Consider the following 14,727-nt stretch of genomic DNA (forward strand, 5'->3'; position numbering starts at 1 on the left):
GTTACTTACAATGATGATAGCACTTCTATGAAAAAATATTAATAAAAATAAAAATGTAAACGCTTGCAAGAGGGTTATTTTATTTGTTACACTATATTTAAAATGAAAATCAAATGAAAACTTGCTATAATAGGCTTTTGGAATAAAAGTGATATGAGGTTTGGTGCACACGTATGGAAAAAGAAAATGTTACAATTTATGATGTTGCCCGCGAAGCAGGGGTTTCAATGGCGACAGTTTCACGGGTTGTGAACGGCAACAGTAATGTGAAACAAGCGACAAAAGACAAAGTTTTGGCAGTGATTGATCGTCTGGATTACCGTCCGAATGCTGTTGCGCGTGGCTTAGCGTCAAAGAAAACTACAACCGTTGGCGTCATCATTCCAGATGTAACCGATATGTTCTTTTCTGAACTAGCCCGTGGGGTTGATGATGTAGCGTCAATGTATCATTACAACATTATTTTGGCCAATTCTGATGACTCTGGTACAAAAGAATTACAAGTTTTAGAAAATTTATTAGCAAAACAAGTCGATGGTATTGTATATATGGGTAATGGATTACGGGAACAATTACGGAACCAATTTAGCCATTCTAATGTACCAATTGTTTTAGCAGGTGGGGTTGATGAAGTTAATCAAATACCAACAGTTAATATCGACTACACAGCAGCAACTAAGGATGCAGTAACTAAGTTAATTAAAAACGGTCATACCCAAATTGCTTTCATTCCAGGTAACATGCAACAAGCGATTAATCAAAAATATCGCTTGCGTGGTTACCAAGAAGCCTTGGAAGAAGCTGGAATTGCATTTGATGAAACAATGGTATTTGATGCCCAATATACTTATAATGCCGGCTTTGAGTTAGCCAACGAGTTATACGCAACGACTGCTACAGCCGCCTTTGTTGGGGCAGATGAATTAGCAGCTGGGATCCTTAATGGATTAACTGACCGTGGTGTCAATGTACCGGAGGATTTTGAAATTATTACCGCCATTAACACGAAGTTAACCCAAATTACGCGGCCACAATTATCATCAATTAGCATTCCAATGTATGATATGGGAGCGGTTGCGATGCGGATGCTCACAAAATTAATGGATAAAGAAAATATTGAAAACGGACATTTATCTTTACCATATGGAATTATTAGTCGCCAAACAACACGATAAAAATAAAAAAATATGGTTGAGATATTGATATCACTACATTAGACGAGTATACTATCTCTGTTAAGGAAGTTGATTTCTAATAAACAAATTAAAATAAAAAGGAGTACTGAAGATGTCAGGACACTCAAAATGGCACAACATTCAAGGTCGTAAAAACGCCCAAGATGCAAAACGTGGTAAGGTCTTCCAAAAGATCTCACGTGATCTTTATACCGCAGCAAAAATCGGTGGTGCTGATCCAGATGGTAACCCAGCTCTTCGTTTGGTAATGGAAAAAGCCAAAGCAGCTAACATGCCTAAAGATAATGTGCAACGTGCATTGGATAAGGCCACTGGTGCTGGTGGTGCCAACTATGAAGAAATTACTTATGAAGGATATGGCCCTGCTGGTACTGCGGTGTTAGTTGAAGCCTTGACTGATAACCGTAACCGTACGGCAGCTTCAGTTCGTTCAGCATTTACACACCACGGTGGTTCACTTGGAACGACTGGTTCAGTTTCATTTATGTTTGACCGTAAAGGTTACATCTTCATTGCTAATGATGAAGATTTAAACTTGGATGAAGATACTGTCTTTGAAGCAGCTATTGAAGCTGGTGCCGAAGACATGAAGGCTACTGAAGATGGTTTCGAAGTAATTACTGAACCTGCTGATTTTGAAGCAGTTCGTGATGCCCTTGTTGAACAAGGTTACGAAGTTTCTCAAGATGAAGTTACAATGATCCCACAAAACACTGTTGAAGTTCCAGATGATAAGACTGCGACTTTTGCAGCAATGATCGAAGAACTTGAAGACAACGATGATGTTTCAGCCGTTTACCACTCAGCTGATTAATCAAAATAAAAAGACGGACTTTGGTTCGTCTTTTTATTTTGATTAAATTGTGTAAATATAAGGTGAATCAAAGTATACTAAAAATATCAGAAATAAAGGATGTGAATGCTGGTGAGTAACGAAAATTTTAGTTTGCCATTAGATGCAGCGTGGAGTACGCAAGATATTATTAAAGTCACTAATTTTTATGCATTGGTGGCTGATGCATATGAAACTGGTGTCGATCGGGAATTATTATTGGCTGCGTATCGTGATTTTAAAAACGTTGTACCAATGAAATTTGAGGAAAAACAATTAGACCGCGAGTTTGCAGCGGCTTCTGGTTATAGTATCTATCAGACAATAAAAGCAGCCCGTGAGTCAACCCGTCCTAAGTTAAAATTAAGTTTGTAAGAGTAATTGAGGGAGAATGATGGAAACGGCTACGTTAAAAGAAATTGATGCGACGGTTAATTCATGGTTACACGAAGCAAGAGGGTTAGTTTATCAATGGTTACAAACCGATTTGCAGGTTGAACAAAAAACTAGTCGCTTGGATTTAGTAACAAATGTCGACAAAGGGGTTGAACAATTGTTACGGGCCAAGATTAACAATCTAATGCCGGCGGCTAAAGTGATTGGTGAAGAAAATGATCATGGACAAGTCAAATCGATGGAAGGGGCAGTTTGGTTTATTGATCCAATTGATGGCACGATGAACTTTGTCAAGCAACATGATGATTTTGCGATTATGGTAGCTCTTTATATTGATAATCAACCAATTTTAGGGTGGATTATGGATGTTACTAAAAATAATATTTATCATGGTGGTCCACAACTCGGAGTTTGGTGTAATGACCAAGAAATGCCGGCTCCAGACGATATTACGTTAAATGACGGCCTTATTGAGCTCAGTGCGAGTCGTTTGCTAGCAGGTGAGATGCATTTTGAGGAGATTGCTAAAATGTCCTCAGGAGTGCGTATAATTGGGTCTGCTGGAATTTCCTTTATTAAAGTTTTAGAAGGAAAAGCGGTTGGATATGCGTCAAAAATGAAGCCTTGGGACTTTGCAGCAGCAAAAATTTTATTAGAAACTAATAAAATACTGTTTACAACAATTGACGGCAACGAAATTGATATGTTATTATCAAGTACAGTTTTATCGGCGACTGCGAGTGCGCACACACAAATTGTGCAGCTGCAACGGCCGTAGTTGACGATCGGGCTAATAACCCGATTTTTTAATGATTTAAATTAAAAATATCGTCAACAAATCAAATGGAACATCTATTTTAAGGAGAACAGAATTTTGGCAAAACGTGAAGACATTCGTAACATTGCTATTATTGCCCACGTTGACCACGGTAAAACAACTTTGGTTAACGAGTTATTGAAGCAATCAGATACACTTGATGGTCGGACTGAAATCTCAGACCGTGCCATGGATACAAACGACATTGAAAAGGAACGTGGTATCACTATCCTTTCAAAGAACACAGCCGTTAAGGTTGGGGATCGTCAAATTAACATCTTAGATACACCTGGACACGCGGACTTCGGTGGTGAAGTTGAACGTATCATGTCAATGGTTGATGGTGTGCTTTTGGTTGTTGATGCCTTTGAAGGTACAATGCCACAAACTCGTTTTGTTTTGAAGAAGGCCTTCGAACAAAACTTGACACCAATCGTAGTTGTTAACAAGATTGACCGTCCTGGTTCACGTCCTGAAGAAGTTGTTGACGAAGTGCTTGACTTATTCATTGAATTGGGTGCCGAAGAAGATCAACTTGATTTCCCAGTTATCTTTGCTTCAGCAATGAACGGAACTTCATCATTGGATCCTGACTTAGATACTCAAGAACACACTATGAAGCCTGTTTTCGATAAAGTTTTCGAAACTATTCCAGCTCCTGAAGACAACGCAACAGAACCATTACAATTCCAAGTTTCAATGCTTGATTACAACGATTTCGTTGGTCGTATTGGTATTGGTCGTGTTGTTCGTGGTTCAATCAGCATCGGTGATAACGTTTCTGTTATGAAGCTTGATGGTTCAACACCATCTTTCCGTGTTACTAAGTTATTTGGTTTCATCGGTTTGGACCGTGTTGAAATCGAATCAGCTAAAGCTGGTGACTTGATTGCCGTTGCTGGTATGGATGAAATTAACGTTGGGGAAACTGTTGTTGCTCCTACTAACTTAGAAGCATTGCCAATCTTGCGGATTGACGAACCAACTCTTCAAATGACTTTCCGTACTAACAACTCACCATTTGCTGGTCGTGAAGGTAAGTTCGTTACTGCCCGTCAATTGGAAGACCGTTTGCGTCGCGAATTGCACACTGACGTTTCATTACGTGTTGAAGACACTGATGAAGCTGGTACATGGCTTGTTTCAGGTCGTGGTGAATTGCACTTGTCAATCTTGATTGAAACTCTTCGTCGTGAAGGTTTCGAATTGCAAGCATCACGTCCACAAGTTATCTTCCGTGAAGTTGACGGTGTAATGTCAGAACCATTTGAAGCAGTTCAAATTGACACTCCTGACGAATACACTGGTTCAGTTATCGATTCACTTTCACAACGTAAGGGTGAAATGCAAAACATGGAATCTGTAGGTAACGGCCAAACTCGTTTGACTTTCCTTGCACCTTCACGTGGTTTGATCGGTTACTCAACTGAATTCCTTTCATTGACTCGTGGGTACGGTATCTTTAACCACACTTACGATTCATACGGTCCAGTTATCAAGAACTGGGCACCTGGTCGTCACAACGGTGCTTTGGTTTCAATCACTCAAGGTTCAACTACTAACTACGCTATCATGGGTGTTGAAGACCGTGGTACTATGTTTACTGGTGCCGGTGTTGAAGTGTACGAAGGTATGATTGTTGGTATGAACTCACGTGATAACGATATCTCAGTTAACGTTACTAAGGCTAAGCCACAATCAAACGTTCGTTCATCAAACAAGGACCAAACTGCATCAATCAAGACTCCTCGTGTGATGACTCTTGAAGATTCTCTTGAATTCTTGAACGATGATGAATACGTAGAAGTAACACCAGAAAACGTTCGTTTGCGTAAGCAAATCTTGAACACTAACGAACGTGAACGCGCTGCTAAGCGTAAAAAGACTCAAGGTTAATTTTAACCTTAGTTAGTTTAGCTTGAAATTTACAATTAAAAAGCCCGTCGAAAATGAATTTCATTTTCGACGGGCTTTTTTGTATATTTTAAATATCTTTAAAAACTAAAAAGGCTTATAATAAAGCTGATTTTGATGGGAATAAGTAATAGTTTGATCGTAAAAAGGGGGGATTTTTTATGCAAACAATAAATAAGCATGGTTGGTGGTATAATCAACTATTTACGAATTGGAAAAGATTTGAAGTGATATATATTAGCGCATTGATTTTACTACAAATTATTGCTTATGTAATTGTTCCTGATTCCTTAATTGGGATGATTTCGGGAGTAGCTGGTGTTATTTGCTTGGTTTATGGGATGAAGGGGCGGAAAATATCGTTTATCTTTGGTTTTGTTCAATGTGTAGCGATGACATATGTGGCGTGGATTTCGCATGCTTATGGTTCGTTTGCGATTGATATTTTCTATGTGATTTCACAACCGATTGGCTGGTATCTATGGGGGAATGATGCGGCAACCCATGCATTTAGTAAGGCAAAAAGGCAGTTCGTTTTTGGGGGTGCTTTTATTGCTTGGGGCGTTGGCTGGTTCATTTTGGCGATGCTTCATGGACAACTCCCATATTTGGATTCAATTAATTTCGTGGTTAGTTTCATTGCGCAAATTCTGTATATTTTAAAATTTCAAGAAAATTGGTCATTATGGATTGTCGTTAATATAGCCAATTTCATCTACTGGGTTATTTTGACGGTCCAAACAGTCACTGGACACAATGATATTGGTTCATTAGGAGCGAATATTTCGCAAGTAACGTTACAGTTTGCGTTATTATTTAATGCAGTATATGCGAGTCGTGTTTGGGCGACAGGAGCGGCTGACAATGAAGGCGGTGCTGGAAAATAAATAATCAAAAAGCCGCCCGCATAAGCAGGCGGCTTTTTGATTATTTAATTATTTTGAAAAAAACTTGAAGAAACTGCTACGACGAGCTGGTTTAACAATTGAGTTGTGGTAAAGGAAGTTTTTTTCGGCACTAACGCGGGCAAATTGTGATGGATCGACGATTGAACCAACTGACATTTTTGGACCGTATACTTGTAATTTGTTGTTGAACATGATTATTTTTATTCCTTTCTTAAGACCGATATTTGAATTTATTAACTATAATAAGTATAACGGTAAGCATAATTTTTTGCCTGTGAGTAGGATAGGAATATAATTAGAATTACGTAAGTTTTTAATTTGCAAATGATGTCAATTAAAAAAAGAAATTCAATTAATTTACATAAAATGCTTTACTTACTTTTTGATAGCGTGTATACTTACTTTTTGTTAAGAGAAATAAATTAAAAATTATTGGAGAAAAAACTATGACAGAATCATTTTTAGAATTAGCTGCCCAACGTCGTACTATTTACGCTCTTGGAAAAAACGTTAACCTTTCAAACGACCAATTAGAAGCACTTATTAAGGAAGCTGTTAAGCAAGCTCCAACTGCTTTTAATAACCAAACTACACGTGCCGTTATCTTGTTTAACGATAAGCACGATGCTTTCTGGAACATCGTATTCGACAAGTTGAGCACAATTGTTGAAGGCGAAGAAGCCCTTGCAGCAACTAAGGCTAAAATCGATAGCTTTAAAGCTGGTTACGCTACTGTCTTGTTCTTCACTGAAACTGCTGTTGTTAAGCAATTTGAAGAACTGGCACCACTTTACGCTGACAACTTCTACGACTGGTCAGAACAAGGAATGGGAATTGCGAACTACGCTACTTGGTTAGCATTAACTGAAGCTGGTCTTGGTGCTTCATTACAACACTACAACCCAATCGTTGATGCTGAAGTTTCAGCTGAATTTGATATTCCAGCTGAATGGCGTTTACGCTCACAATTGGTTCTTGGATCAATTGAAGCTCCTGCTGGCGAAAAAGAATTTGTTGCTGAAGACGAACGTTTCCGTGTTCTTGGTAAGTAATTGAATAAGTTAATTAAAAAATCGTTACTATTGCTTAGTAACGATTTTTTTATTGCTTAAAAGCACCGCAGACTTTGGTATAATTAATGTTAATGGTTAAAATCATTTGAAAGGGAGAAATGGGATGACTTCACAAGTACGAATTGCTATTATTGGCGGGGGAATCGTAGGGTTGACAACCGCTTATTATTTAAAGCAAAGTGGCTTTGATAATATCACCCTTTTTGATGATGGAACCGGTCAAGCAACGAAAGCAGCAGCTGGAATTATTTCACCGTGGCTATCTAAGCGGCGTAATAAGCGATGGTATACATTGGCAAAGTTAGGGGCCCAATTATATTCTGAGATTGTCGCAACCGCTCATTTAAGTAGTGGGGCATATCGCCAAAATGGCACAATTGTGACCCGGCATGATTCTGAAAAATTAGCCGCTTTATATGAATTAGCGCTGCAGCGATTAGCTGATACACCAACTATGCAAGCGGTTGAGCAGTTAAAGCCTTCAGAGATAGAAACTTACATTCCAGGGGTTAAAACACCGGCTGCTGGGATACTAGTCACTGGTGGGGCTCAAATTGATGGGACTATTTTTTTACAAGAACTGACGGCATTTCTGGGTTTAAAAATAATACATGAAAAAGTTAATTTAACCGCTACCGGTCAAATTGATGGTTACCCAGTATTTGACAAAATTGTCCTAGCAACGGGGGCTTGGTTAGCTGAAGCAATTGCACCATTAGGACTGACAACGAGCGTACGGCCCCAAAAAGGGCAATTAATAAGCTATCAAACACCGGCCTTATCAATCAACACCCCAGTTTTAATGCCAGAAGGGGAATATGATTATCTGCCAATTGTAAATGGCGTTATTGTCGGTGCTAGCCACGAAGACGATCAAGGATTTGATTTAACAGTTGATAACACTATCATTAATAATCTAAGAGCCAGTGCTGGCAAAATTAATCCTCAACTAGCTAATGTAGCCCCGACTAGTGTTCGAGTTGGTACCCGTGCTTATACCCCTGATTTTGCTCCGTTTTTTGGCCAATTACCGGACTTTAAGCATATTTATGCTGCCAGTGGCTTAGGCTCCTCTGGTTTAACAACAGGGCCGGCGATTGCCAAACTCTTAGCAGCATTAATTATCGATTCAAAGATTGAGCTTAGCGCATATACTAAGCCCATTACTGAGTATATAAATTAAATTTGCGCATGTAACGCTTGGAGGGCTAAGTTGTGAGCTCCTTGATTCATCCGTTCTGGGATCCATTGACTAACAACTAAAGGAAATTGGTCTTGGATGGTATTGATTTGATCAACATAATTTTGAAAATGCTTAGCATAATTAGTTGCTAGGCTTTGATCAACGATTTTACTATCGGTGAAGAAAAAAATTGTTTCATTGGGGCGGGCATACTTTGGTAATTGTTGAAAGGCAAACAAAGTCGCTGCAAATTCAGCCTCATGGTTGGAAAGAGTCCCTAAAAAATGCTTTAATTGTCGTTGTTCACCGTCGACTACTAGTAATACCCCGGCAGCACTGGGACCGGGATTGCCTTTAGTAGCGGCGTCTGTATATATTTTAATCATAAAAAATTTAACCTCGAGGTGATTTAATTGAAACCTGTAAAATCATTTTACCAACCTAGTGGCTTAATGTGGATAATTTCTTGGAGTTGGGTCGCAGCAGTCGGCTTAATTTCATTAATTATTCAACTTGAAATTACCCACTTTAATTTTTGGACTGGTGTAACATTAATTATTTTTATTGTTGCTTTAATCTTAAGTATTTTACGCCGGCGTGTCTATTTAATTGATGATCGATTATATATCGGTCGCATTTTCTATCATTACGATAGTATTGATTTAGCGAACTTAGAAGCTGTTTCATTTGGTAAGAAACACCGTTTTACATTTACTAAAAATGGCCAAGAACATAGCTATTTACTCCAAACTAAATTTTTCGACCAAGTCAAGGCCATTGTTGCTGGTCACGACCTTGAAAGGAACTAACTTAATTATGAAAAAACAATTGACACTCGATGCAGTGCTCGTTTTAGTGGTTATTATCGCTGATCAAGTATTAAAAGCATACATTCAAGGGACTAATTTAGGAATTCACGGTAATAACCTTGTTGAACGTCCTTTAATTCCAGGGGTTGTAAATATTACGAAACTTTTTAATAATGGCGCCGCTTGGAGTTTTTTTGCGGGGCAACAATGGTTCTTTTGGATTGTGACGATTATTGCGATTTTAGCGATTATGTACACATATATTAAAATGCGGGGCCAACGATTATTACAATCATCATTGGCGTTAATTTTTGCTGGAACGCTTGGTAATTTTTTTGATCGAGCCCGCCAAGGATACGTTGTTGATATGTTTGATCTTAAATTTATTAACTTCCCGATTTTTAACATCGCCGACATGGCACTTACATTTGGGGTGATTTTCCTCTTTGTAGCAATTTTACGAGATAAGGATTTAAATTAATGACAGAAACATTTACAGTTACAGATGAAACAGGCCGTTTAGATAAGGTTTTGGGTGATCATTTTAGTGAATATACTCGTTCACAATTAAATGATTGGATTAAAAAAGACTTGGTGACGGTTAATGGAAAAACGGTTAAAGCTAAATATAGTGTAAAAACTGGGGATGTTGTTGATATTAATCCACCAGCACCGGTTGAATTAGATTTAGTTGCCGAAGATATTCCGTTGGATATTGTCTATGAAGATGATGATGTCATTGTAGTTAATAAGCCCCAAGGAATGGTTGTCCACCCGGCCGCTGGTCATAGCAATGGGACACTAGTGAATGCGTTATTACATCATTCACCACTTTCAACAATTAATGGGACCTTTCGGCCTGGAATTGTCCACCGTATTGATAAGGATACTTCTGGTTTATTGATGGTTGCTAAAAATGACCATGCACACCAAGCATTGCAAGCACAATTAAAAGCTAAGAAGAATTTACGTGAATACTATGCATTAGTGCACGGTACAATTAACGAACATCAAGGGACTATTAATGTTCCTTTAGGGCGTTCAATGAGTGACCGGAAGAAGCAGGCGGCTGTGAAAGATGGCCGTGATGCAGTGACGCATTTTACTGTTTTGAAGCACTTTGATGGCTTTACACTCGTTAAAGCGGTCTTAGAAACTGGTCGGACACACCAAATTCGGGTCCACATGGCGTATATTGGACATCCGGTTGCTGGTGATCCGCTCTATGGTCCACGAAAGACGTTGGCAGGTAATGGGCAGTACCTACATGCTAAAACACTAGGATTGACACAACCAACAACGGGGAAAGAACTAGTATTTGAGACGCAACTACCAGGGTACTTCAAAGATGCGCTCAATAAGTTGACGCCACTTGAAGATGATTTAGATTTTGATATAAATAATTGCTAGTCGGTTGGGTGTAATTAAACGACTAGGTTATAAATAATGAGGAAATAAAAATGACAAAAGAAATTATTGATGCAATGGCTATGCAACGGGCTTTAACACGAATTACGTATGAAATTATTGAACGTAATCGAGGGATAAATGAATTAGTCCTAGTTGGAATCAAAACGCGAGGGGTTTACTTAGCTCGGCGAATTGCTGAGCGATTACAACAGCTTGAAAATACTACCATTCCAGTTGGTGAATTAGATATTTCTTGGTATCGTGATGACGCCGATATTAATGATCGTGAAAAGATTAATCTTGGTGTGGATGTTACTAATAAACGCGTTGTCTTAGTGGATGACGTGCTTTACACTGGCCGGACAATTCGTGCAGCAATGGATGCAATCATGGATAATGGCCGACCAGCAAGCATTAACTTAGCCGTTTTAGTTGATCGGGGGCACCGTGAATTACCAATTCGGGCTGATTTTGTTGGTAAAAATATTCCAACGGCTCAAAACGAACGAATTCGCGTTAATGTGGAAGAAATTGATGGAATTGATGAAGTAAGTATTGGTTAAGGAAGACATCGATTCTTGAAAGGAGCATGGTAAGGTGAGCAAACGCTATTTAATTTTAGCTGATGGCAGTATTTTTGAAGGTGAGGGCTTTGGCTCGCGTGCAACAACTTTTGGCCATATTGTCTTCAATACTGCTATGACTGGCTACCAAGAAATTATCACGAATCAAATTTATCATAATCAAATCATCGTTTTTGGTGCCCCAACAATTGGTGCGGGTGGTATTAATCACGATGCATATGAATCAATTATGCCGACCGCTAAAGGTGTGATTGTCCGAGATGTTGCCGAAGTTTCAACTAATCGGCAAAAAAGAATGAATCTTAATGAATATCTTGACTATCATAATATTCCTGGTATTGCTGGGTTGGATACGCGCGCATTAATTCGGCATCTTCGTAAGACTGGTCCCCAAAAGGCTAGTATTGTTGATTTTCCAGATGAACATGCTTTTGATCAATTAAATGCAACGGTGTTAACCAATCAACAAGTAGCTGCCGTTGCAACACCTAGAGCATATCCTAATCCCGGTACAGGAAGCACGGTAGTTGTGATTGACTTTGGTTTAAAACATGGTATTTTACGCCAATTAAGTCAACGTGATGCTGATGTAACGGTCTTGCCTTACAAAACGGATGCTGAAGCTGTCTTGAGTTTAGATCCCGACGGGGTAATTTTTTCAACGGGTCCAGGTGATCCACGTGATTTACCTGCTTCAGTGATTGAACTAATGCGTGAATTACAAACCCGTGTGCCATTACTGGGGATTGGTTTAGGGCATGAAATTTTTGCCTTGGCTAATAATGCCCAGTTAATTCAATTACCATTTGAACATCATGGTACGAATCACCCGGTGAAAGAAGTTATTACCAATGCCGTTTTATACGTACCACAAGGGGCTGGGTATGCAATTGATCCTGCTTCAATTAATCATGATCAGTTAATTGTGACACATTTAGATTTGATTGATGATTCAATTCAAGGACTACGCCATCGTGATTATCCGGCCTTTTCAGTTGCCTTTTTCCCTGATTCAGCACCAGGACCATTAGAAGGTACAACTGTAATTGATGAATTTTTTGATATGATGGAGACAAAGGATAGGTTTTAACTATGGCAAAAAAAGCGCTTAAAAAAGTCCTCTTAATTGGTGGTGGCGCCAATGATTTTGGCCGTGAGTCAGAACTTGACGTCGCTACGCACCAAGTTATGCATACTTTTGCTGACTTAGGGATTGCAACCATTTTAATTGATGATAATCCTTATTCATTAAGTTTAGAAGATTCACATGCAACAACCTATATTCAACCAATTACTGTTGAAAATGTGCGCAATATTATTGAATTTGAACAACCCGATGCAGTATACCCAGCGGTTGGTGGGACAACTGCCTTTCAGGTGCTCGGTGATTTATTTGCTCAATTTGATTATCCTAATCTAGAAATTTTGGGGATGAGCTTAGATACAGTTAATATGGTTAATAATCCGGCCCTCTTAGCGAAGCGCTTACGTCAAATAGGTGAACCAGTTATTTCTTCACAAGTGGTAAATAGTGTTGAAGCGGCATTTGATATTGCCCGTGAAATTGGTTTTCCGGTTAATATCAAACCAATGGCACCAAAGTTTGAGGCTAGTCGGCATACGGCAGAGGATTCAGAAACATTAGATTTAGTTCTAAAAATTGCTTTAAAGCAAAGTCGTATTAAGCAAGTGGTTATTTCACAAGGGATTAATGGTCTTCGTGAAGTTGGCGTCCAAGTGATGCGCGATCATCACGATGTTAATATGCTAATTGGGGCGGTTGAAGATATGGATCCAGTTGGCATTCACGCCGCTGATTCCATTCTAGTAACCCCTGTACAAACACTAAGTGATCGGGAATTTCAGCGCTTACGAATGGCGGCTTTTCGGATTATGCGGGGGCTAGATATTGTTGGGACAGCCCATATTCAATTTGCATTAGATCCCCGAACTGATAGATATTATATTATTAAAGTTAGTCCATATTTTGATTCAACCAGTACGCTTGTGTCACGTTCAACGGGTTATCCGTTAGCAATCGTAGCGGCGCATGTGTGTGTGAATATTAATTTAACGCGGATTGTGTTACCAAATAATTTTGCAAAGAAAATGGCGATCATTGAACCAGTTATGGATCGAATTGTCGTTAAGTTTCCGGTATTTGCTTTTGGTGAAATTGAAAACGCTGGTATTAAAGTCAATCGGCGGTTAAATACGATGCAAAAATCAGCGGGTTCGACAATTGGGATTGGCCGTTCAATTGAAGAAGCCCTTGAAAAAGCAATTCGAGCAGCTCATTTCAGTAACCGGGTATTTTCACCAGATCTAATGAGTGCCTTACCCGAAAATGATTTAATCCAGCAATTAATCCACCCCCGTGATAATCGAATTTTATTATTGATTGAAGCGTTGCGGCGTGGATATACAATTGATGAATTAGCTGAATTAACAAAAATTGACGAATACTATTTCTACAAGTTACAAAATATCATGGAATTAGAGCGGGCGGTTAAGCGTAATCCAGGTGATTTAGCATTACTCCAAGACGCTAAGTATTATGGACTCTCAGATGGTTTAATTGCCAAGTTATGGAATCAAGATTTTGATGATGTGCGCCAATTGGCTAAAAATAATGATTTACAGCCAACATTCAAAGCCATTGAACCATCAGCTGGCGAATTTCCCGAAGATGTGACGGTATATTACAGTACCTTTGAACAAGAAAATGAATCAGAGCGCCTCGGTGATAAGTCGGTGCTCGTTGTTGGAACCGGCGCTTTCCGATTAGGCGATGGTGCAAGTGGTTCCTATGTAACATCAACTATTTTGGACGAAATTCGTGCTAATGGCTTTCAATCAATCATTATTAACAATAATCCTAATGATTTAACTTTGATGATTCAATTTGCCGATAAACAATATATTGAACCGCTGGAAATTTCAGATATTATGAACGTTGTGGAATTAGAACAGCCGGCGTTTGTATTAGTACCAGGTAATCGGATTAAGTTAATCGCAGCCTTGCGAGAACGTAATGTGCATGTATGTGTGATTCCAAAGGATAAGTATACAGCTCCTGGTCCGCAACATGATGAACGAGAATTTGCTATTAACTACTATTTCGATGGCACCGATGTTCATCCAATTACGATTACTGAACATGTAACTGGTAAGCTGATGTTTGATAAAAATGTATATACACAAATTTATCAACAAAAAATTCCTAAATTACAATTGCGGGATACCTCGCCGGGGCTATATCAATTAATAACGAATCAGTTACCTTTAAGTACTGATTTAGGCGAGTATCAACTCCGACCAGTACCATTTGGACAGATTGCCTTTTTAAACAAAGTAACGGGTATTAATTGGATTCGGTTAATGATTCGTAATATTTTAGGCTGTCAAACCGACGCTGACAAAGTATTACTTGCGCGTTTACCAGATGTTAATTTTAAACATCAAGTAGCGGAAATGGTTAGTAATAATACAGATTTCTTCCAACATTTGCAGCCAGCAGGTGAGCTAGATTCGACCCAGTTTGAAATGGGTGTCGCAATGCATTTAATCAAATAAACTAATTAAAACATTACTTTTAATAGCAC

At 38.9% G+C, this 14,727-nt stretch carries 16 protein-coding genes; 14 read left to right on the forward strand and 2 right to left on the reverse strand.

The window, feature by feature from the left end; all coding sequences use genetic code 11:
- Nucleotides 1–173: 173 nt before the first annotated feature.
- The 6 genes from ccpA to pnuC all read left to right on the forward strand — a co-directional run bounded on the left by ccpA (nt 174) and on the right by pnuC (nt 6,042).
- Nucleotides 174–1,175: a catabolite control protein A gene (ccpA, locus tag LQZ75_RS00255; RefSeq protein WP_230095837.1), complete on the forward strand. Its 1,002-nt coding sequence runs from the start codon at nt 174–176 to the stop codon at nt 1,173–1,175.
- Nucleotides 1,176–1,287: 112 nt separating this feature from the next.
- Nucleotides 1,288–2,010 carry a YebC/PmpR family DNA-binding transcriptional regulator gene (locus LQZ75_RS00260; protein ID WP_230095838.1) on the forward strand — a complete coding sequence of 241 codons (723 nt, stop codon included), beginning with the start codon at nt 1,288–1,290 and terminating at the stop codon, nt 2,008–2,010.
- A 105-nt stretch (nt 2,011–2,115) separates the two neighbouring features.
- Nucleotides 2,116–2,403 (forward strand): UPF0223 family protein, encoded by a 288-nt coding sequence (locus LQZ75_RS00265; protein ID WP_230095839.1) that lies wholly within the window; start codon nt 2,116–2,118, stop codon nt 2,401–2,403.
- Nucleotides 2,404–2,419: 16 nt separating this feature from the next.
- Nucleotides 2,420–3,202: an inositol monophosphatase family protein gene (locus LQZ75_RS00270; RefSeq protein WP_230095840.1), complete on the forward strand. Its 783-nt coding sequence runs from the start codon at nt 2,420–2,422 to the stop codon at nt 3,200–3,202.
- A 96-nt stretch (nt 3,203–3,298) separates the two neighbouring features.
- Nucleotides 3,299–5,137, forward strand: a complete 1,839-nt coding sequence (gene typA, locus LQZ75_RS00275) for a translational GTPase TypA (RefSeq protein WP_230095841.1) — start codon at nt 3,299–3,301, stop codon at nt 5,135–5,137.
- Nucleotides 5,138–5,316: 179 nt separating this feature from the next.
- Entirely contained in the window at nt 5,317–6,042 is a 726-nt protein-coding gene (gene pnuC / locus LQZ75_RS00280; RefSeq protein WP_230095842.1) for a nicotinamide riboside transporter PnuC, read from the forward strand.
- Nucleotides 6,043–6,090: 48 nt separating this feature from the next.
- Here pnuC and LQZ75_RS00285 read toward each other — a convergent pair whose 3' ends face one another.
- Nucleotides 6,091–6,255, reverse strand: a complete 165-nt coding sequence (locus LQZ75_RS00285) for a hypothetical protein (protein WP_230095843.1) — start codon at nt 6,253–6,255, stop codon at nt 6,091–6,093.
- 254 nt (nt 6,256–6,509) lie between these two features.
- Here LQZ75_RS00285 and LQZ75_RS00290 point away from each other — a divergent pair, with 254 nt between their 5' ends.
- Together LQZ75_RS00290 and LQZ75_RS00295 are read left to right on the forward strand one after the other, a co-directional pair.
- Entirely contained in the window at nt 6,510–7,115 is a 606-nt protein-coding gene (locus LQZ75_RS00290; RefSeq protein ID WP_230095844.1) for a nitroreductase family protein, read from the forward strand.
- Nucleotides 7,116–7,239: 124 nt separating this feature from the next.
- Nucleotides 7,240–8,319, forward strand: a complete 1,080-nt coding sequence (locus LQZ75_RS00295) for an NAD(P)/FAD-dependent oxidoreductase (protein WP_230095845.1) — start codon at nt 7,240–7,242, stop codon at nt 8,317–8,319.
- Here LQZ75_RS00295 and LQZ75_RS00300 read toward each other — a convergent pair.
- On the reverse strand, nt 8,316–8,705 hold the full coding sequence (locus tag LQZ75_RS00300; RefSeq protein ID WP_230095846.1) for a ribonuclease HI family protein: 390 nt from the start codon (nt 8,703–8,705) through the stop codon (nt 8,316–8,318). The two genes, LQZ75_RS00295 and LQZ75_RS00300, sit on opposite strands and share 4 nt — an antisense overlap.
- 27 nt (nt 8,706–8,732) lie before the next feature.
- Here LQZ75_RS00300 and LQZ75_RS00305 point away from each other — a divergent pair, with 27 nt between their 5' ends.
- Genes LQZ75_RS00305 through LQZ75_RS00330 form a run of 6 tightly spaced genes read left to right on the forward strand, consistent with a single transcriptional unit; the run spans nt 8,733 to nt 14,698 of the window.
- A complete protein-coding gene (locus tag LQZ75_RS00305) occupies nt 8,733–9,128 on the forward strand; it encodes an EbsA family protein (RefSeq protein WP_230095847.1) in 396 nt (131 codons plus the stop codon).
- A 7-nt stretch (nt 9,129–9,135) separates the two neighbouring features.
- Entirely contained in the window at nt 9,136–9,609 is a 474-nt protein-coding gene (gene lspA / locus LQZ75_RS00310; protein WP_230095848.1) for a signal peptidase II, read from the forward strand.
- Nucleotides 9,609–10,538 (forward strand): RluA family pseudouridine synthase, encoded by a 930-nt coding sequence (locus tag LQZ75_RS00315; protein ID WP_230095849.1) that lies wholly within the window; start codon nt 9,609–9,611, stop codon nt 10,536–10,538. The genes lspA and LQZ75_RS00315 overlap by 1 nt, the downstream gene beginning before the upstream one ends.
- A 50-nt stretch (nt 10,539–10,588) precedes the next feature.
- Entirely contained in the window at nt 10,589–11,101 is a 513-nt protein-coding gene (gene pyrR / locus LQZ75_RS00320) for a bifunctional pyr operon transcriptional regulator/uracil phosphoribosyltransferase PyrR (RefSeq protein WP_230095850.1), read from the forward strand.
- 34 nt (nt 11,102–11,135) lie between these two features.
- The gene (locus LQZ75_RS00325) at nt 11,136–12,212 is read left to right on the forward strand and encodes a carbamoyl phosphate synthase small subunit (protein ID WP_230095851.1); all 1,077 of its coding nucleotides are present in this window, start codon (nt 11,136–11,138) and stop codon (nt 12,210–12,212) included.
- Between the two features lie 2 nt (nt 12,213–12,214).
- Entirely contained in the window at nt 12,215–14,698 is a 2,484-nt protein-coding gene (locus LQZ75_RS00330; protein ID WP_230095852.1) for a carbamoyl phosphate synthase preATP-grasp domain-containing protein, read from the forward strand.
- Nucleotides 14,699–14,727: the final 29 nt, after the last annotated feature.

Origin of the sequence: Periweissella fabaria (assembly GCF_918814575.1) — a bacterium.
Lineage (GTDB): Bacteria > Bacillota > Bacilli > Lactobacillales > Lactobacillaceae > Periweissella > Periweissella fabaria.

Coding starts and splice junctions, on each gene's coding strand:
- LQZ75_RS00285 (WP_230095843.1), bottom strand. CDS start 6,255: ATGTTCAACAACAAATTACAAGTATACGGTCCAAAAATGTCAGTTGGT.
- LQZ75_RS00295 (WP_230095845.1), top strand. CDS start 7,240: ATGACTTCACAAGTACGAATTGCTATTATTGGCGGGGGAATCGTAGGG.
- ccpA (WP_230095837.1), top strand. CDS start 174: ATGGAAAAAGAAAATGTTACAATTTATGATGTTGCCCGCGAAGCAGGG.
- LQZ75_RS00300 (WP_230095846.1), bottom strand. CDS start 8,705: ATGATTAAAATATATACAGACGCCGCTACTAAAGGCAATCCCGGTCCC.
- lspA (WP_230095848.1), top strand. CDS start 9,136: ATGAAAAAACAATTGACACTCGATGCAGTGCTCGTTTTAGTGGTTATT.
- LQZ75_RS00290 (WP_230095844.1), top strand. CDS start 6,510: ATGACAGAATCATTTTTAGAATTAGCTGCCCAACGTCGTACTATTTAC.
- LQZ75_RS00330 (WP_230095852.1), top strand. CDS start 12,215: ATGGCAAAAAAAGCGCTTAAAAAAGTCCTCTTAATTGGTGGTGGCGCC.
- LQZ75_RS00260 (WP_230095838.1), top strand. CDS start 1,288: ATGTCAGGACACTCAAAATGGCACAACATTCAAGGTCGTAAAAACGCC.
- LQZ75_RS00315 (WP_230095849.1), top strand. CDS start 9,609: ATGACAGAAACATTTACAGTTACAGATGAAACAGGCCGTTTAGATAAG.
- pyrR (WP_230095850.1), top strand. CDS start 10,589: ATGACAAAAGAAATTATTGATGCAATGGCTATGCAACGGGCTTTAACA.
- pnuC (WP_230095842.1), top strand. CDS start 5,317: ATGCAAACAATAAATAAGCATGGTTGGTGGTATAATCAACTATTTACG.
- LQZ75_RS00270 (WP_230095840.1), top strand. CDS start 2,420: ATGATGGAAACGGCTACGTTAAAAGAAATTGATGCGACGGTTAATTCA.
- LQZ75_RS00265 (WP_230095839.1), top strand. CDS start 2,116: ATGCTGGTGAGTAACGAAAATTTTAGTTTGCCATTAGATGCAGCGTGG.